General features: G+C 34.8%; 15 protein-coding genes. 7 read left to right on the top strand and 8 right to left on the bottom strand.

Annotation, left to right across the window (positions count from 1 at the left end; translation table 11 throughout):
* Position 1 precedes the first annotated feature (1 nt).
* From HMPREF2984_RS03365 to HMPREF2984_RS03345, 5 genes are all read left to right on the top strand, one after another.
* Complete coding sequence (locus HMPREF2984_RS03365) at positions 2-976, top strand: nucleoid-associated protein (RefSeq protein WP_003042638.1); 975 nt, start codon at positions 2-4, stop codon at positions 974-976.
* Positions 976-1,578: a lysozyme family protein gene (locus tag HMPREF2984_RS03360; protein WP_003029715.1), complete on the top strand. Its 603-nt coding sequence runs from the start codon at positions 976-978 to the stop codon at positions 1,576-1,578. The genes HMPREF2984_RS03365 and HMPREF2984_RS03360 overlap by 1 nt, the downstream gene beginning before the upstream one ends.
* Positions 1,579-1,760: 182 nt before the next feature.
* Complete coding sequence (locus HMPREF2984_RS03355; protein ID WP_003029712.1) at positions 1,761-2,513, top strand: SDR family NAD(P)-dependent oxidoreductase; 753 nt, start codon at positions 1,761-1,763, stop codon at positions 2,511-2,513.
* 78 nt (positions 2,514-2,591) lie between these two features.
* Positions 2,592-3,539: a 2-keto-3-deoxygluconate permease gene (locus tag HMPREF2984_RS03350; protein ID WP_080554330.1), complete on the top strand. Its 948-nt coding sequence runs from the start codon at positions 2,592-2,594 to the stop codon at positions 3,537-3,539.
* Between the two features lie 189 nt (positions 3,540-3,728).
* Entirely contained in the window at positions 3,729-4,574 is an 846-nt protein-coding gene (locus HMPREF2984_RS03345; RefSeq protein ID WP_003029707.1) for an alpha/beta hydrolase, read from the top strand.
* A 124-nt stretch (positions 4,575-4,698) separates the two neighbouring features.
* On the opposite strand, the gene HMPREF2984_RS03340 is transcribed toward HMPREF2984_RS03345, so the two are convergent.
* The 6 genes from HMPREF2984_RS03340 to HMPREF2984_RS03315 all read right to left on the bottom strand — a co-directional run bounded on the left by HMPREF2984_RS03340 (position 4,699) and on the right by HMPREF2984_RS03315 (position 9,841).
* Positions 4,699-5,931 (bottom strand): tyrosine-type recombinase/integrase, encoded by a 1,233-nt coding sequence (locus HMPREF2984_RS03340; protein WP_070670492.1) that lies wholly within the window; start codon positions 5,929-5,931, stop codon positions 4,699-4,701.
* Positions 5,932-5,943: 12 nt separating this feature from the next.
* The gene (locus HMPREF2984_RS03335) at positions 5,944-6,135 is read right to left on the bottom strand and encodes a DUF3173 domain-containing protein (protein ID WP_070670489.1); all 192 of its coding nucleotides are present in this window, start codon (positions 6,133-6,135) and stop codon (positions 5,944-5,946) included.
* A 74-nt stretch (positions 6,136-6,209) separates the two neighbouring features.
* A complete protein-coding gene (locus tag HMPREF2984_RS03330; protein WP_257362387.1) occupies positions 6,210-7,580 on the bottom strand; it encodes a Rep family protein in 1,371 nt (456 codons plus the stop codon).
* Between the two features lie 267 nt (positions 7,581-7,847).
* Entirely contained in the window at positions 7,848-8,945 is a 1,098-nt protein-coding gene (locus tag HMPREF2984_RS03325) for a cell division protein FtsK (RefSeq protein WP_257362386.1), read from the bottom strand.
* Positions 8,946-9,195: 250 nt separating this feature from the next.
* Positions 9,196-9,537 carry a hypothetical protein gene (locus tag HMPREF2984_RS03320; RefSeq protein WP_049504947.1) on the bottom strand — a complete coding sequence of 114 codons (342 nt, stop codon included), beginning with the start codon at positions 9,535-9,537 and terminating at the stop codon, positions 9,196-9,198.
* Positions 9,524-9,841, bottom strand: a complete 318-nt coding sequence (locus HMPREF2984_RS03315; protein WP_070670483.1) for a hypothetical protein — start codon at positions 9,839-9,841, stop codon at positions 9,524-9,526. Before HMPREF2984_RS03315 ends, HMPREF2984_RS03320 begins: the two co-directional genes overlap by 14 nt.
* Before the next feature lie 174 nt (positions 9,842-10,015).
* Between HMPREF2984_RS03315 and HMPREF2984_RS03310 the strand changes: the two genes are divergently transcribed.
* Both HMPREF2984_RS03310 and HMPREF2984_RS03305 read left to right on the top strand, forming a co-directional pair.
* The gene (locus HMPREF2984_RS03310; protein WP_070670480.1) at positions 10,016-11,239 is read left to right on the top strand and encodes a hypothetical protein; all 1,224 of its coding nucleotides are present in this window, start codon (positions 10,016-10,018) and stop codon (positions 11,237-11,239) included.
* Between the two features lie 124 nt (positions 11,240-11,363).
* Positions 11,364-12,473 carry a DNA cytosine methyltransferase gene (locus HMPREF2984_RS03305; protein WP_070670477.1) on the top strand — a complete coding sequence of 370 codons (1,110 nt, stop codon included), beginning with the start codon at positions 11,364-11,366 and terminating at the stop codon, positions 12,471-12,473.
* 27 nt (positions 12,474-12,500) lie between these two features.
* On the opposite strand, the gene HMPREF2984_RS03300 is transcribed toward HMPREF2984_RS03305, so the two are convergent.
* Together HMPREF2984_RS03300 and guaA are read right to left on the bottom strand one after the other, a co-directional pair.
* Complete coding sequence (locus HMPREF2984_RS03300; RefSeq protein ID WP_070670474.1) at positions 12,501-13,712, bottom strand: MspI family type II restriction endonuclease; 1,212 nt, start codon at positions 13,710-13,712, stop codon at positions 12,501-12,503.
* 156 nt (positions 13,713-13,868) lie between these two features.
* Positions 13,869-15,428, bottom strand: coding sequence for a glutamine-hydrolyzing GMP synthase (gene guaA / locus HMPREF2984_RS03295; protein WP_070670470.1), 1,560 nt, complete (start codon positions 15,426-15,428; stop codon positions 13,869-13,871).
* Positions 15,429-15,543 lie beyond the last annotated feature (115 nt).

The following is a 15,543-nucleotide window of genomic DNA, read 5'->3' as shown; positions in this document are numbered from 1 at the left end:
AATGGACATTTACGTAAAAAAAGCTATTATTCATCAATTTAGTCCATCAGACACCGACCTTCTTTTAGCAGATAAATATCTCAATATTACTCCTAAGATCGAAGAATATCTTCGCAAGAAGATTGAACGTGTCTATTCAGATGAGGCCAAAACAGGTATTTTTACCGAAGATAGTGTCTTTTTATCACATATTACAAAAGACCTTTTAGAAACCTCTGTCAGTATTGCCAATCTCTGGAAAGAGGAGTTTTCGGTGAGCGAAAATCAGAAAACCAATGATTTGATTTTTGTTCAATTTGATAAGGAAGGCGTGGAGCATTTTGCTTTTTTGCGGATTGCTCTGCGAGAAACACTCACTCACTTGGGTGGAGAAGTAGACAATCCTATCAAGATTACCCAGAACAATTTGCCGGGATTTGGTACAGGTGCCGATGAAGCCTTGGTTATCAATCTTCAATCACGTAAATACCATTTGATTGAAAAACGGATTAAATACAATGGTGCTTTTCTCAATTATTTTTCTGATAATCTGTTACAAGTCAATCCTAAAATTTCTCCTAAAAAATCTATCAAAGCCTTAGAAAAAACGGCTCAAAAAGTTGCAGAAAGTTTTAATCAGGATGATTTTCAATTTCAATCCAAGGTTAAATCGTCTATTTTCAAAAATTTAGAAGAAAATGATGAATTATCACCGGAAAAATTAGCAGATGACTTGTTTGATAACAATCTGACAGCTCGTTTGACTTTTATTGATCAGGTTAAGGAAACAATTCCAGAAACTGTTAAATTTGATGAAATTGATAGTAGTCGTCAGAAGAAAAAATTTGAAAACCAAAAGCTCTCTCTTTCAAATGGAATTGAGCTTATTGTCCCCAATAACATCTATCAAGATGCGGAATCCGTAGAATTCATACAAAACGAGAATGGAACCTATTCCATTCTCATCAAAAACATAGAAGATATTCAAAGTAAATAATGTTTAAAATTCTTAGAAAATTGATCCTTCTCATTCTTTTAATCTTTGTTGGTTACAAGCTTGTTCAAGTTCATCATGATGTCAAGCAAGTGATGACCTACCGTAGCTTAGTGAGAGAAGTGCTAGACGAGCAAGATACTGCAGCCAATGAGGAACTAGTCCTTGCTATGATTTATACTGAAACAAAGGGAAAAGTTTCTGATGTCATGCAATCTAGTGAAAGTGCGACGGGTCAGAAAAACTCTATTTTAGATAATAAAGAAAGCATTCGTCAAGGCGTTCAGACCCTATCCACGAATCTAAATGTAGCTCAAGAAAAGAAAGTAGACGTTTGGACCGCTGTACAAGCCTATAACTTTGGTCGCTCCTATATTGACTACATTGCAAAACACGGTGGCGAAAATACCCTTGGTTTGGCAAAAAAATACTCTAAAAATGTTGTTGCACCAAGTTTAGGAAATGTGACCGGCAAAACCTATCCTTATTACCATCCCATCGCCCTCCTTCATGGCTCTAAGCTCTATATCAATGGTGGGAATTATTATTACTCCCGACAAGTTCAGATGAATATGCACATCATGAAAGTGATGAATTGGTTTTAATAAATCAAAAGGTTAGAGAGCTTTGTTTTCTAACCTTTTTAGATTAGTAATAGAAAACAGCAAAAAGATTGTTTTTTCTAAATATTTAAAATATTTCATATTTCTACTTTTATTTTTAAAACGAGAGTGCTATAATAATCACGTAGAATTCTATAATAATCAAAACGGAAGGATTTGAAAATATGAATTTTTCAGGTAAAACAGCAATTGTTACCGGTGGTGCAAACGGAATTGGCAAAGAAGTAGTTCGCGGTATTGTTGAAGGTGGTGGTAATGTCATTATTGCCGACATCAATCAAGGAGCAGCTGAACGAGTGATTGCCGAATTTGGAGCAGAACACACGAGCTTTACTTATATGGATTTAGGAAATCATGAATCTATTGTAGAAGCAATGAACAAAATAATCGCAACAGCTGGTAAAATTGATATCTTAGTCAATTGTGCTGGTGTTATTAGTGCGAAACCATTTGAACAATTAACTTACGATGAATGGGAACGCACCATTCGTATTAACCTATCTGGTTGTTTTTCAACTATTAGTACTATTTTCCCACATTTTATTGAACAAAAGGGGGGAAGAATTGTTAATGTTTCCTCAGTAGCTGCAAAATTAGGCGGTGGTTTGCTTGGAACAGCTGCTTATGCGTCTTCTAAAGCTGGTTTGAACGGTCTTACAAAAGCAGTAGCAAAAGAAGGAGGCAAATATGGTATTGCATGTAATGCGGTTTGTCCTTCTTTTACACGAACGGATATGACTACTGTATTGTCAGAAGACCCTGAAAAGAGTCAGCGTGTCATCAACATGATTCCACTTGGACGTCGTGCAGAACCTGTTGAAATTGCTCAAATGATTCTTTTCTTTGCTAGTGACTTAGCCAGCTTCGTGTCTGGAGAAATCGGTGATTGTGATGGCGGTATCACGCTGGATGGCTAATTTTTTATCGAAAAGATGTATGGCATTCAAGCCTTGTTAAATAAAAACAAGGCTTGAATATATAGAGGAAATATGATTATGAAAATTTTTAATAAGAAAATTAAGATTCCTGGTGATACAATTATTGTTCCCATGTTTATCGGCTGTGTGATAAATACATTTTTCCCTCAAGTGTTGAAAATTGGAGGTTTTACAACCGCTATAGTTCAGGGAGCTGGTCCGCTCGTTGGAGCTTTTCTATTCTTTATAGGAGGAACAATCTCGTTAAAGAACACTCCAAAAGCTGTTGGGCGTGGAGCGGCTATTATCACATCTAAGATTGTCGTTTCAGTTGTTTTAGGTCTGTTGGTAGCAAAAGTCTTCAATGATAATTTTTTAGGTTTAAGTGCTTTGGCGATTATTGGAGCTATGTCTGTCGCTAATAACGCTATGTATGCTGGAATTGTAGAAGTTTACGGAAATGAAATTGATGCAGGTGCTGTTGGTATTACTACCTTAAGTGTTGGACCGATGGTGACAATGGCAGCTCTCAGTAGTGCTGGTCTTGCTAACATTTCTATTTGGAGTTTAGTAGGAACTATTTTACCACTTGTTTTAGGGATTGCATTAGGAAATGCTTTTCCATATATGAAAAAAGTTCTATCAAATGGTGTGACAGCAATTATTATCATTGTTGGATTCTGTTTAGGAGCCAACATGAGCTTTATGCAAATTATTCAAGGTGGTTTACCAGGTATTATACTCGGAATCATTACAACCTTAGTTGGAGGCTTCTTTGCTATTTTTGCAGATAAAGCTACAGGTGGATCAGGAATTGCTGGTGCAGCTATTTCAAGTACAGCAGCTAGTGCCATAGCTACTCCAGCAGCTTTATCGGCTGTAGATGCTTCCTTTAAAGCTGTTGAAGCTACAGCTACCACCCAAATAACAGCATCCGTTATTGTAACAGCGATTTTAACACCAATTTTGACAGCTTGGGTAGCTAAACGTGTAGATACTACAAAACAAGCGAAAACAATGAATTGATTTTAAAAGTTCACTTGTTGTTTGATGATAACGTTTAATAGTTTACTAAAGGGGAGTTTTTGGGACTTTCCTTTTTTACTATTCAACAAATCGCCTTAAATCCAAAACGTCATTTCAAACAAATCAATTGTCATTTATATTGTTACATGTTATACTTAAAAATATATCTCACAGAAAGAAAAGCTAAACATGATGAAGAAAATAGCCCTAATTACAGGAATTTTAACAATTTTGATTGCTATTTCTACTTTTTTATTTTACCGTGTCAATGCTGAAGGGAAATTAGACAGACAGAAGTATGTGCAATCAACTACTCCAACCCTATTCTTTCATGGTTATGGAAGTAGTGCCAATGCTGAGCGACACATGACGAATGCAGCAAAAAAAGCAGGAGTAACAAAAACAGTTATTCGAGCAAATGTTGATAGAAATGGTGCAGTTACGTTGAGGGGAGACATTCCCAAAGGCGCTATCAATCCAATCGTAGAAGTGAATTACGAAGACAATCGCAATCCTATTGATGTTGGACGATATGCAAAAGCTGTCGTCAGCAAGCTACAGGAAAAGTATGGCTTTACAAAAATGAATATGGTAGGTCATTCTTTAGGGAATATGTCGATTTTGTATTATCTTTTAGAACATGCTCAAGATGAGAACTTGCCACAGCTGCAAAAACAAGTGAATATTGCGAATTTTGCTGCCGGTTTAGAAGCTATGGGCTTACCAGCTGATGTAAAAGTAGATAAAACGACAGGGAAACCAAATCAAGTCACACAAACTTTCCAAAGATTATTGCCATTACGTGAAGTTTTTCCACAAAATCAAATTGACGTTTTGAATATCTACGGTGATTACAAAAATGGCTCAGATGGTTCCGTTTTAAATGCTTCATCTCGCAGCTTGAAATACTTGGTTGCCGATAATGCAAAATCTTATCAAGAAAAGAAAATCATAGGTAAATTAGCACAACATAGCCAATTACATGAAAATCCAGAAGTAGATAAAATACTAATTCAATTTTTGTGGGGAAAATAAGCTGATAAATTTAAAAGCCAAACTTCTTATTTCTTGAGGTTTGGCTTTTTTGTTTTTATTCCCACTCAACGACTAAACAGGTGTTTAGAAACGTTGATATAACAATGTTTTTGGCTATATTTGATTATTTTGGAGACAATTTTGGCGACCTTTTCGATAATGATTGGTTGCCATTAAATTGTATCATTGTTTTGTTTGCATGCTTAATTGAAATTAAGCCAGTCATTTCTTCAGCTAGTTCTTTATCAACACCTGACCATAAGTGAGCATAGTGTTTCAATGTAATTTCAGGGGAAGAATGCCCCAAACGTTTAGAGACTATAAGAACAGAAGCGTTCAATTCATTGATAAGATAAGAAGCATGAGAATGTCTTAGTTCTTTTGCTTGTATTTCTGGAACTTTTGCTAATCTTGCATATCTTTTGATAATTCTTGATATGGTTGATTTAAGCATGGGATTTCCGTCATAACTTAAAACAAAATTTACTTTTCCTAGACTAGCTTGCCTATCTTTCCATTCTTTGAGAATAGCGATTGTATCATCATCTAACGAGATTGTCCGTAAACCTGAATCAGTCTTGGTATGATTTTGACGAAGCCATTTTGATTTGTTTGACATAATCAACATATGATTGACAGTAAGCTGTTTTTTCTCAAAGTCAATATTATTCCACCATAGAGCAGTTCCCTCATTTACACGCAATCCTGTACAAAAATATAGCCATAGTAAAACGAAGCATAAATGTTCATAGAAATCATCAATATAGATATTACTGATAACTTTTTCAAAATCTTGCTTAGTCCAATATCGAGAATGTGTTTTACCTTTCGGAATTGCTTTGACTTTCATTGAAACATTGGCATCAATAAATTGCATATTTACAGCAAATTCAAGAGATTTACGAAACATTCCAAAAGTTAAGCTAGCATATGCTTGTGAATAGTTCCCACCTTTTTTAGATAGTAACCATGTTCTAAAACTCTGTACATCTCTAATAGAAATATCCTTGAGTTTCTTTTTCTCGAATCGTTTTATGACTAAATTTAATGTAGGTTGGCGTGTAGAATATGTGTGTTCACATACTTCTGATTGATAATATGGTAAGTATGTCGTATTCATGAACTGCTCGTATGTCATATCATAATTTGAATACCCATGTGATTGTAGGTAATCATTTTTAATCCGAATAGCTTCTGTATATGCTTCTTTTGCAGATAAAAATTTCTTTCCGTTAGCATTTTTTCGAGCTTTTTTCTTAATACGTTTACCTGTAATATTATCTGTTCCTAAACTAACCTCATAATAGTATTGTCCTTTTTCATCGATATAGACATCTTGAAAATTTGTCTTTGCCATAAGTTCCCTCTTTCAATTGTGCAACTTAAAGCCAAGAATTTCTTCAACAGCAGAAACAGGGACTGTTCCTAATCGCCTATTACTGTATAAAGTATATCCTTGTTTTACCAAATTTAATTTGGTTTGTCTAATGATTTGTTTTGCAGTGGCTTTAGGAAAGCCTAGGTCAACTAAAACAATGTAAGAAATTGTTTGCGTATTCATATTGCATACCTCTTGTTTATTTCGTTATATTCTGAGATAATAGCAACAACAGAAGTAGTTATTGGCTATTTTTGTTAAGTATTTGGGTTATCATTGTTGGTTTGGTCGCTTGCATTGATAACCTTTTTTGATTTGTTCCATTGCATATTCTTTATAATCTGTTTTACAAGGATATTGGTTGCATCGTTTTGGTCAAATTGCCCAATATTTGAGAACTTGAAAGAATAATGTCTAGGTTCATACCACGGCACTTCGATTTTTGAAGTTGAAGCTGTATGTTTTACGGGAATAGAAAATAGGAACATATCTTCTATCTGAATCAGATAATCAATCCGTCTAACAAATTGTCCAAGGTCTTCTCCATTGTTTCCTTTCGCTTGCTCAAAGAAAGATAAAGGTTCCTTAGTATTTGTAATAATGATGACTTTAGCTGAACCCATTTTGTTGTGGTATCGTGCGGAAATTGGGCTTATCATATAGGGGTCTAGCAATTTTAACCAGTCGGATACGGTTAAACTGTCTCCTTTAATGTCATCAAGAAATAGAATCTCTTGCCCACTATACTCATCAAAAGCATTAGTAGAAGCAGTAACGCAGTAATCCCACTTTTGACCTTGTTTCAGGGCGATTTTTTGTAACAACGTTATCAATTTTTTGCTATATCGAGTTTTCCCTACTCCGCTCTCAGCAGTGATAAAAAGAATTGTTTTCTTGAAGTTTCCCACTTCTAAATCAGCAATTGTCTGGTAACTTTTGCGTTCTCCAGCAGTATCTAGTGCTTCGTTAATTTTCCTCTTATGTTGTCCGTAGATAGCGTAGTATTCGTTTGTGAGTAGAATATTGCTTTTGGTCACTTCTCCAGAAAGAATCTTTTCAATTAGCCAATCAACACTAAGGGCAGTTTCTTTTGCTTTTTTTGTGGCACGTCCTTTTGTCCATGTTTCCATGCTACGATGATAAATGCTTTTGTAATCCTCTCCTAAGACTGTTGCAACCTCCTCTGGTTTGTATTGATACTTGGTTTCGTCTTTGGCATGGACTAGATAAGCAAGGCAATTATCATAGCCATAGCGACCCGATTTTAGCTTTTCAAGATATTGTGGTTCAACCCCGATAGCTAGAGCTATTCTGTTTAGTGAAGCTCCTTTTTCAAACTTAAAGAGAAAATGGATATGTTCAGCTTTCTTTTTGATTACATTTTTCATCAATTCTTGATTCCAAACGTTTATCTCGTCTTTATCATGTTTGATTCCGTAAGCCTCTTTAACGGTAATATCAGCTTTATTTAGCTTATCAGTGACTGTCTCAAGTAGTGGGCGGATATTACTTTCATCTCTTGCCTGCTTTAAAGCTGTTTTATCTTGCCAAGTTTCCCAGTGTTCATCTTTTAGTTGTTGGACTAGCATGATAGCAGTTAGGGTTGCTTCTTTTTTATTTTTGTTCATTATTAAGAACTCCTTATTTAATTATTCTTCTAACTATTCTCTAGATAAATCAGGAGATTAATTTTTTATAAATCGTTCAAATCCTTGATATTTCTAGGTTTTTGAATATGCACGGCACTTGACAAGCCCAGTGCCGTGCAGGCGTTAGAAATAGTTAGAATTAGTTTTGTTTCATCTTTTCAAGATGACCGACCCTGTGACTCGTCGGATTTGTCATGAATCTAGTTGTTAATTCAACAGACATTGCTAGTTGAATTAACAACCAGATTAGGCATCAAACCATGGTGTTTCGAAGAAATGAGGACTATTTTCCCATTTTCTCCCTGAACCAATTATTCGTGCGACACCTTGCCCTTTGCCGTAACTACGCTTAGGTATATCAGCAAATCCACTCATCAAATATTTACGTTCATCAGCGGAGTCAGCTGCCCCTCCAAGCATAATTACAGCATCTGAACAATTTACACGAGCAAGCGAAGGAAGGAATCCTTCTTTTGTCGCAAATTGGCTAATAGCTATAATATGGATACCAGAAGAGCCACCAGTGGCAGATAGGCGGTTAATAGCAGTAGTCCATCGTGAAGTGATTTTTAGGGTTTTATCTACTTTATCCAATGATTCAAGTGAAGCATTTAGATTCCCTAGTTCGTCAAAAAATAAAGCAATATCAGGCATATCTTTCATTTCTAGATATTTGTCTTTACCCGCTTTATTGATTTTAGTCAGTCGTTCATCCATTATAGAGCACCAATATTCAGCACGCTCGACTATTTTAATAGGGTCTGATTGACCGTTAAATTCTTTTACATATCTGTCATATTTGGCAGAATTATATTCAACAATCCAATCCTGTAACAACATTAGACGAGCCATATAACGACCAGCAAGCACAGATTTCCCTGCTCGAGTGCGAGCAATGACGCTTAAATGTGGTACAATATCGGAATTCCAAACAAGGTCGTTAGACAAACGAATAGCATGTTTATTGTCATTGATAAAATCTTTCAATGAATCGGATTCATCTTTGACATGTAGTCTTTGAGAAGTTAATGTATCTTCAAAATGGAAGATAATATAACTATCTTCAGCGGTTAGTTCGGAGTTGACAACAGCAAAACGTTGGTATTTACCTGATAGTATTCCAGATACTCGCTGTTCAAACTTTTCACGGTCGGCACGTTCCCAGTTAGCAATATTCTCAATAGCGATATAACCCTCATTCAAATCATCGTTAATCCACACATGTAATTCCGGCATTTCATCGCCATAGCGTGTTGAGTTTGAAAGTTTTAGGACATCTGTGATTTGTTTGTCATTGAATAATCGCTTCAATTTTTGGGATAACCTATTGGCTTGATTAGACATGACTGGTATCGAAATAGTTGATACCTCTTCACGTAGCGACCAAGTATACACTAAACATAAGAAGATAATGAAGTCTATAATAGCAAAGAATAGCAACGGCTTAGTCAGATATGGTTTCGATAGTTCTATTGAATAGCTTATGTAGAGTAGCAATCCAGTCATACTAATTGTAACCGTAAAGGCTACCAGAGAGAGTTGATAGCCTTGAGGTTTACAATTAGGAGTAGGTTTGATTCTACGGTATCTACGGTTACGCATTACGTTGAACCACGGCTACTGAGTCAGCAGCATACCACCCAACACCATTAGTCGTTGCACCGCCACGTACGTTCTTGAATTGAAGAATTGTACCGAACTTTACATCAACCTTATTTGATGTTTTGATTGTATATTCTAGGTCGTTGTTTGTATCTACAATTGAATATTTGAACTTCCCATCAATTTCTTCAATTGAACCAATTGATACAACGTTTAGAATAGGGACAACATCAGCTGTGTATTCATTACCAGTTTTTTCGCTAACCATCACTTTAGGTTGCGTTTTTTGTTTGAGAACCTCTTCAAGGCTTCTATTCCAGTTAGTTTTTGCCATAGTAAGTACCTACTTTCTGTGTTTCAAGGTTTGAAAAAACTTTTTCCAAACGAGCGATAAGACACTGTTCGTTATCAATCCAACGAACCAACTCATTGTGTGACATTCGCTCAATGTCTGAGTCATATGCGATAGATAGAGTTATGAAAGAAACGACATCTTGTCCATACCAAAGCTCTCTCAATTCAGTTGGTACATTTTCAAAATGCCAGTCATTACTAATGCGTTGGTAAGCCGTGTTACCGTAATTTATTAAACGATATGCACGTAATTCACGCAAAGTTTGTTTCAAATTTGTAATCATTTTGATTACCTCATTTTTTTCTAATTGGCTAGCACTCCGCCAATAGGAGGATGTTACTAGAAATCGATTCTGATTTCTTTATGATTTAATTATATCGCGTAGTTGTTGAAAAATTCAGGAATTCGTTGTATAATTAAAACTGAAATTATCCGTTTTTTTTGAAAGAGGTATAATATGTTCAATAATTTAATTAAATACTATTTAAAAAGCGCACAGCTAAGGATTAACAATCGTATCGATGTTATAAACGAAGAACGAACCATCTTAAGAGCTTCAGGGGATATTAGATATAAGGAATTAAGAGCTATAAGAAACACTCATTTATATAGTAATAAACCCAGTCTTATTAAAGAAATTAGAGTTGGAGAACCAGAGATTTTAAAAAAAAAATTATCGGTTATAGTTGCTGAATCACTGATAGATAACTTAAAATTAAAACCGAATTTCAATTCATATTCTTCAAATAAAATTGATGAGAGCGATATGAAAAAGAGCAACCTAGAGTTTATTTCACTTCAGGAGTTGCTCTGGGGATTTGATTTTGATTACACAGAAGTGGACAAGTTTAATTTCATTCTGAACTTATTTTTAGATTTAGAGAGAGTTGATGAGTATTCTTCACTTGTCCGCGATGTACTGATAGATTATGTGCCATATGCAAGATATATTGCTTTGGAAAAAGCAGTGAATGAAGACTATGAATTTGGCTCAATGTTTGCTTCTGATTATAAAAATAACAATATAGATGTTTTTGCAGAATCAGTATTTGCTTTTTGCTCATCGAATGCTTCGCATGAAATGATGTCGAGATTTAGTAAATTCTTATTGACTCCATTTACGTATGAGTCTAAAGATGAAAATGGAAGATATCTTAAAAAAACAGTAGTAGTTAATTTTCAAAATTTTGAACAAGCATTTAGTCAAGTTTTAAGTCACATACTTGAACCACTAGATGGTATTGAAACATACCACTCTTTAGGAAAACGTGCATATGATATTATTATAGATGACTTTAAAATTGATTCAGATTTAACATATTATAGAATGAGTAGAAGTCCAGAATCTTATGGTTATCATTTAACTGCATCAGAAAAACCTGATATTGATGTTTTATCGGACTTGTTAGAAGCTAGCGAAATCTATATTGAAAAGTTAATGTCTGCTCAACTGGATTTTTATGGGAATATTGAACAGTTATATTTTGAAAGTGATATGTTTTCGATCAATGCTACTACATACTTTTCAGAAGAAAGATTTTATAAGATGGTAGATAAAAAAAATCAGGAAAAAATTGAAGAGGAGTACAATAAATGGAGAATGATTGAGTTGTACGAAGAAGAGATGCAAAATAAATTGATTGAAGAGTACATTGAAAAACAAAAAATAACTAAAGAATAAATAGTTGTTCATTTTCGAGATATCATTGGTTCTCGTTTTACGGACAAATAGTTGAAAAAAAATATTTTTTTATCAAAAAATGATATAATGGATATATTACGAATAAGGAAGTAGAGAAGAAAATATGCAGGGTGGCACACGCAAGGGAGCGGGAAGAAAACCAGTTTCTGATAAAAAACAGATGAAAAATATTTATCTAACTCAGAGTGAGATTGATGCAATTGATTCACTTGAGCTTGATGACTGTAAGAATTTTAGTCAAAAATGCTCCGAGCTTATTAAAATAGGTATAGAAGTTAAAATGGAAAACAAAACAAAACCAAATGATAAACTCAAATTTATTGATTTATTTGCTGGTATTGGTGGGATTAGAAAAGGGTTTGAAGATAGCAATACGGAATGTGTTTTTAGTTCCGAATGGGATAAATATGCTTCTAAAACTTATGAAGAGAATTATGGCGAAAAACCAAAAGGGGATATTACTCAAATTAATGAGAAAGATATTCCAGACCATGATATACTTTTAGCAGGTTTTCCATGTCAGCCATTCAGCCATATTGGTAAGCGTGAAGGCTTTACTCATGAAACTCAGGGAACTTTGTTCTTTGATGTACTTCGTATCTTAAAAGAGAAAAAACCAAAAGCTTTCTTACTTGAGAATGTAAAAGGCCTTGTAACTCACGATAAAGGAAATACTTTAAAAGTGATTATGAGAGCGTTAGAAGAAGAATTAGGTTATTCAGTTTTTTATGAAATTCTCGATGCTCAACGATTTAGTTTACCGCAGAGAAGAGAAAGAATTATCATTGTTGGATTTAGACCTGACCTGGAAGTGCATGATTTTAAGTTTCCGAAGGGAACTGATAAAAAAGTTCCAGTAGGTTCTATACTAGAAGATAATCCAATCGGTTACAAGATTTCAAAACATTTACAAGACACCTACCTTTTCAAAAAAGATGATGGTAGACCTCAAATTATTGATAAAACAAGTGATATACAGGTAAATACACTTGTTGCTAGCTATCATAAAATCCAACGTTTGACTGGAACATTTGTAAGAGGTGGGGAAACTGGTTTGCGATTATATAGTGAGCTAGAATGTAAACGACTAATGGGATTTCCAGACGACTTCAAAGTTCCCGTCTCAAGAACTCAAATGTATAGGCAGTTTGGTAATTCAGTTGCAGTACCAGTGATTAAAGCAGTTGCAGATGAAATGAAAATATATCTTTAGAATAAAAAATAGCAGAATGTTGTACTGCTATTTTTTATTATTTGTAAATCCTTTGATTTGTATTTTTTGACCTCGTTTTTTACTAGGATATGTCCACTTAAACGGTGTGCCTAATTGTCCTTTAGATGAATATTTCTCAATATATTCATCAACATACAAATCCCTTGAAATAACCTCAAAATTTTTAGTATACAGTATTATATCAGCAACTTGAATAGGATTGTTAACTAATGGGCTGTTGACCCCAAATATAAAGAAGTTAACTAATTCTTTATTGTATTTGTGCATTTCATCAACTAATGTGTTATAGGCAACTTCATTATTTTCTTTCAATCCTTTAGCACTACCATATGCTTGAAATTCTTTGAGTGAATTAGCCAATGACGAAGAAGAATCGAGATTAAGGGCAAGAATAATATCGTCTACAGTTCCCTCATGGACTGTTACGGTATCCGCAGAAGTATTTTTTACACTAATATTTTTAGTTATTTCTTCTTGTTCAGTAGTAATTGTAAAAGATACATCTGTTTTAGGATAACCACGATTATTTAATTTAGGTATTAAATTAGTTGCCACAATGTCTAAAACGGTATCTTGTTCACTAATGCCAGAAACTTTTAAAATTTGACTAAACCAATGATAAGTAGAAGATTTAATTGTTTGGCTATGTTTTGCGTAATCGTTCCATAGAAGGATATTGTTTTTGTCAGTCAGTAAGTCAACAATACTATCCTCAGCATTGTTTCCCAAAATATTAGCACTAATCCCTTGAGATAGATTTTCGGAAGCATGATTTAGTACGTAGTCTTTTAATTCAGAAAAAGTTAGTACATCATCTAAGAAAGATACATAAGTTTCGCTATGTATCTTATTTGAATAGTCATTTTTATTTTTTAGCTCTTTTTCGGTAATAGAATCTGGTACAACGACAAAGATTTTTGTGACATTATTATCAACTAGCTTGATGTTTTGAGCAAAAAATTCATTCCCATAGATTCTATCAGTTCGAATCGAGCTAGTTGGTTTAACTAACCAAGTTTCATTATCAAAATCATTGAAAGTAATTGCATAATTCATTTTAAATTGTTTTTCACAATTTTCATATCCAACTGAATAATCTTTTTTTACAGATACATTCAATTTAGGAATCTCTTGGATTTTTTGAAGCAATTCAGACAAAGTTAAATTTGAAGCAGAACCAGATAAAGATTTTTTCTGATTATCTATATTAAAATCCATAAATACCTCCGAAATTTAATAAAAAGAAGCTCGATTAAGAGCTTCTTTGGAGACACTTTGGAGACAATCCAAATATATTTATCTCATTTTAATACTTCATACAGTTGTTAAAATGCTGTTAAATCAAGGATTCTTAGCCAAAGTTACTCTTATAGTTTATTCCCACTCAACCGTTGCTGGTGGTTTGCTGGTGATATCGTAGACAATGCGGTTGACGTGATCTACTTCATTGACGATACGAACAGAGATTTTTTGTAGTACTTCCCAAGGGACTTTAGCAAAATCTGCTGTCATTCCATCAATAGAAGTAATAGCACGAATAGCAATGGTATAATCATAAGTTCGACCATCACCCATAATACCTACTGAACGAACACCAGTATTTACAGTGAAGTATTGCCAGATATCACGATCGAGTCCAGCTTTCACGATTTCTTCACGGAGAATGGCGTCGGATTCACGTACAGTTGTGAGTTTTTCTTCTGTAATTTCACCCATAATGCGAATAGCAAGTCCTGGACCTGGGAATGGCTGACGCCAAACGATTTCATCCGGCATACCAAGTTCTGTACCAAGTGCACGAACTTCGTCTTTATAAAGTGTATTGAGTGGTTCAATCAGTTTGAACTGCATGTCTTCGGGAAGTCCACCGACGTTATGGTGCGATTTGATTGTTTGGGCAGTATCAGTACCAGACTCAATCACATCAGTATAAAGTGTTCCTTGTGCGAGGAATTTTACATCTTTCAGTTTGCTGGCTTCATCATCAAAGACATAGACAAATTCATTGCCGATGATTTTACGCTTTTGCTCTGGATCAGAAACACCAGCTAATTTATCAAGGAAACGTTTAGCAGCGTCTGCTTTGATGATATTAAGACCGAATTTCCCGCCAAGAGAATCCATGACTTGATCTGCTTCGCCCTTACGGAGCAATCCATGATCTACAAAGATACAGATAAGCTGGTCTCCGATAGCTTTTTGAAGGAGAACGCCAACAACTGATGAATCAACGCCGCCTGAGAGCCCAAGAAGAACACGTTTATCGCCAACTGTTTCTCGAATTCGCTTGATTTGCATTTCAATAAAGTTATCCATTGACCAGTTGCCTTTGGCGCCACAAATATTCAAAGCAAAATTGCGTAGAATGTCATACCCATAAACAGAATGACGTACTTCAGGGTGAAATTGAATGCCATAAATCTGCTTTTCAGGTTGCTCAATAGCTGCAAATGGACAATCAGCAGAAGTTCCAGTTCGTACGAATCCTTGAGGAATTTCGGTAACAGCATCTCCGTGACTCATAAGAACGATTTGTTTTTCAGGAGTGCTTGCAAAAAGCTGTGAATCAGTATGAATAAGCTCTGATTGCCCATACTCACGGTTTCCGGCATTTCCAGCAGGTACAACTTTCCCACCTAATTTGTGAGTCAAAAGCTGCATTCCATAACAAATTCCTAGAATTGGAATACCCAATTCTAAAATTTCAGGGTCAAGATCAAATGAGCCTTCTTCATAGACAGAATTTGGTCCACCAGACAGGATAATTCCGACCGGATTTATCTCACGAACTTCAGCGGCTGTGATTTTATTGCTTTTTAGCTCAGAAAAAACACCAATCTCCCGAATACGGCGTGAGATGAGCTGATTATATTGGCTGCCATAATCCAATACAATGATTCTTTCAATATCTTGCAATTCAGTTGTAGTTGCCATTTCTTTCCTTTCTCAAATGAAACTTCTTTGTTTATTCTAACACAAAATAGAGACTTTTTCCAATAACATTAAGTAGCGATTGACTTTTATTTCAATTGATAATACAATGAAGAGA

The sequence above is a fragment of the Streptococcus sp. HMSC066E07 genome, from assembly GCF_001814695.1.
GTDB lineage: Bacteria > Bacillota > Bacilli > Lactobacillales > Streptococcaceae > Streptococcus > Streptococcus hominis.
Note: the sequence above shows the minus strand (reverse complement) of the source record. Positions and strands in the feature narration are given on the sequence as shown.

Bases quoted from the DNA above. Each gene is read 5' to 3' on its own strand.
- HMPREF2984_RS03365 (WP_003042638.1), top strand. From the start codon at position 2: ATGGACATTTACGTAAAAAAAGCTATTATTCATCAATTTAGTCCATCA.
- HMPREF2984_RS03360 (WP_003029715.1), top strand. From the start codon at position 976: ATGTTTAAAATTCTTAGAAAATTGATCCTTCTCATTCTTTTAATCTTT.
- HMPREF2984_RS03355 (WP_003029712.1), top strand. From the start codon at position 1,761: ATGAATTTTTCAGGTAAAACAGCAATTGTTACCGGTGGTGCAAACGGA.
- HMPREF2984_RS03350 (WP_080554330.1), top strand. From the start codon at position 2,592: ATGAAAATTTTTAATAAGAAAATTAAGATTCCTGGTGATACAATTATT.
- HMPREF2984_RS03345 (WP_003029707.1), top strand. From the start codon at position 3,729: ATGATGAAGAAAATAGCCCTAATTACAGGAATTTTAACAATTTTGATT.
- HMPREF2984_RS03340 (WP_070670492.1), bottom strand. From the start codon at position 5,931: ATGGCAAAGACAAATTTTCAAGATGTCTATATCGATGAAAAAGGACAA.
- HMPREF2984_RS03335 (WP_070670489.1), bottom strand. From the start codon at position 6,135: ATGAATACGCAAACAATTTCTTACATTGTTTTAGTTGACCTAGGCTTT.
- HMPREF2984_RS03330 (WP_257362387.1), bottom strand. From the start codon at position 7,580: ATGAACAAAAATAAAAAAGAAGCAACCCTAACTGCTATCATGCTAGTC.
- HMPREF2984_RS03325 (WP_257362386.1), bottom strand. From the start codon at position 8,945: ATGTCTAATCAAGCCAATAGGTTATCCCAAAAATTGAAGCGATTATTC.
- HMPREF2984_RS03320 (WP_049504947.1), bottom strand. From the start codon at position 9,537: ATGGCAAAAACTAACTGGAATAGAAGCCTTGAAGAGGTTCTCAAACAA.
- HMPREF2984_RS03315 (WP_070670483.1), bottom strand. From the start codon at position 9,841: ATGATTACAAATTTGAAACAAACTTTGCGTGAATTACGTGCATATCGT.
- HMPREF2984_RS03310 (WP_070670480.1), top strand. From the start codon at position 10,016: ATGTTCAATAATTTAATTAAATACTATTTAAAAAGCGCACAGCTAAGG.
- HMPREF2984_RS03305 (WP_070670477.1), top strand. From the start codon at position 11,364: ATGCAGGGTGGCACACGCAAGGGAGCGGGAAGAAAACCAGTTTCTGAT.
- HMPREF2984_RS03300 (WP_070670474.1), bottom strand. From the start codon at position 13,712: ATGGATTTTAATATAGATAATCAGAAAAAATCTTTATCTGGTTCTGCT.
- guaA (WP_070670470.1), bottom strand. From the start codon at position 15,428: ATGGCAACTACAACTGAATTGCAAGATATTGAAAGAATCATTGTATTG.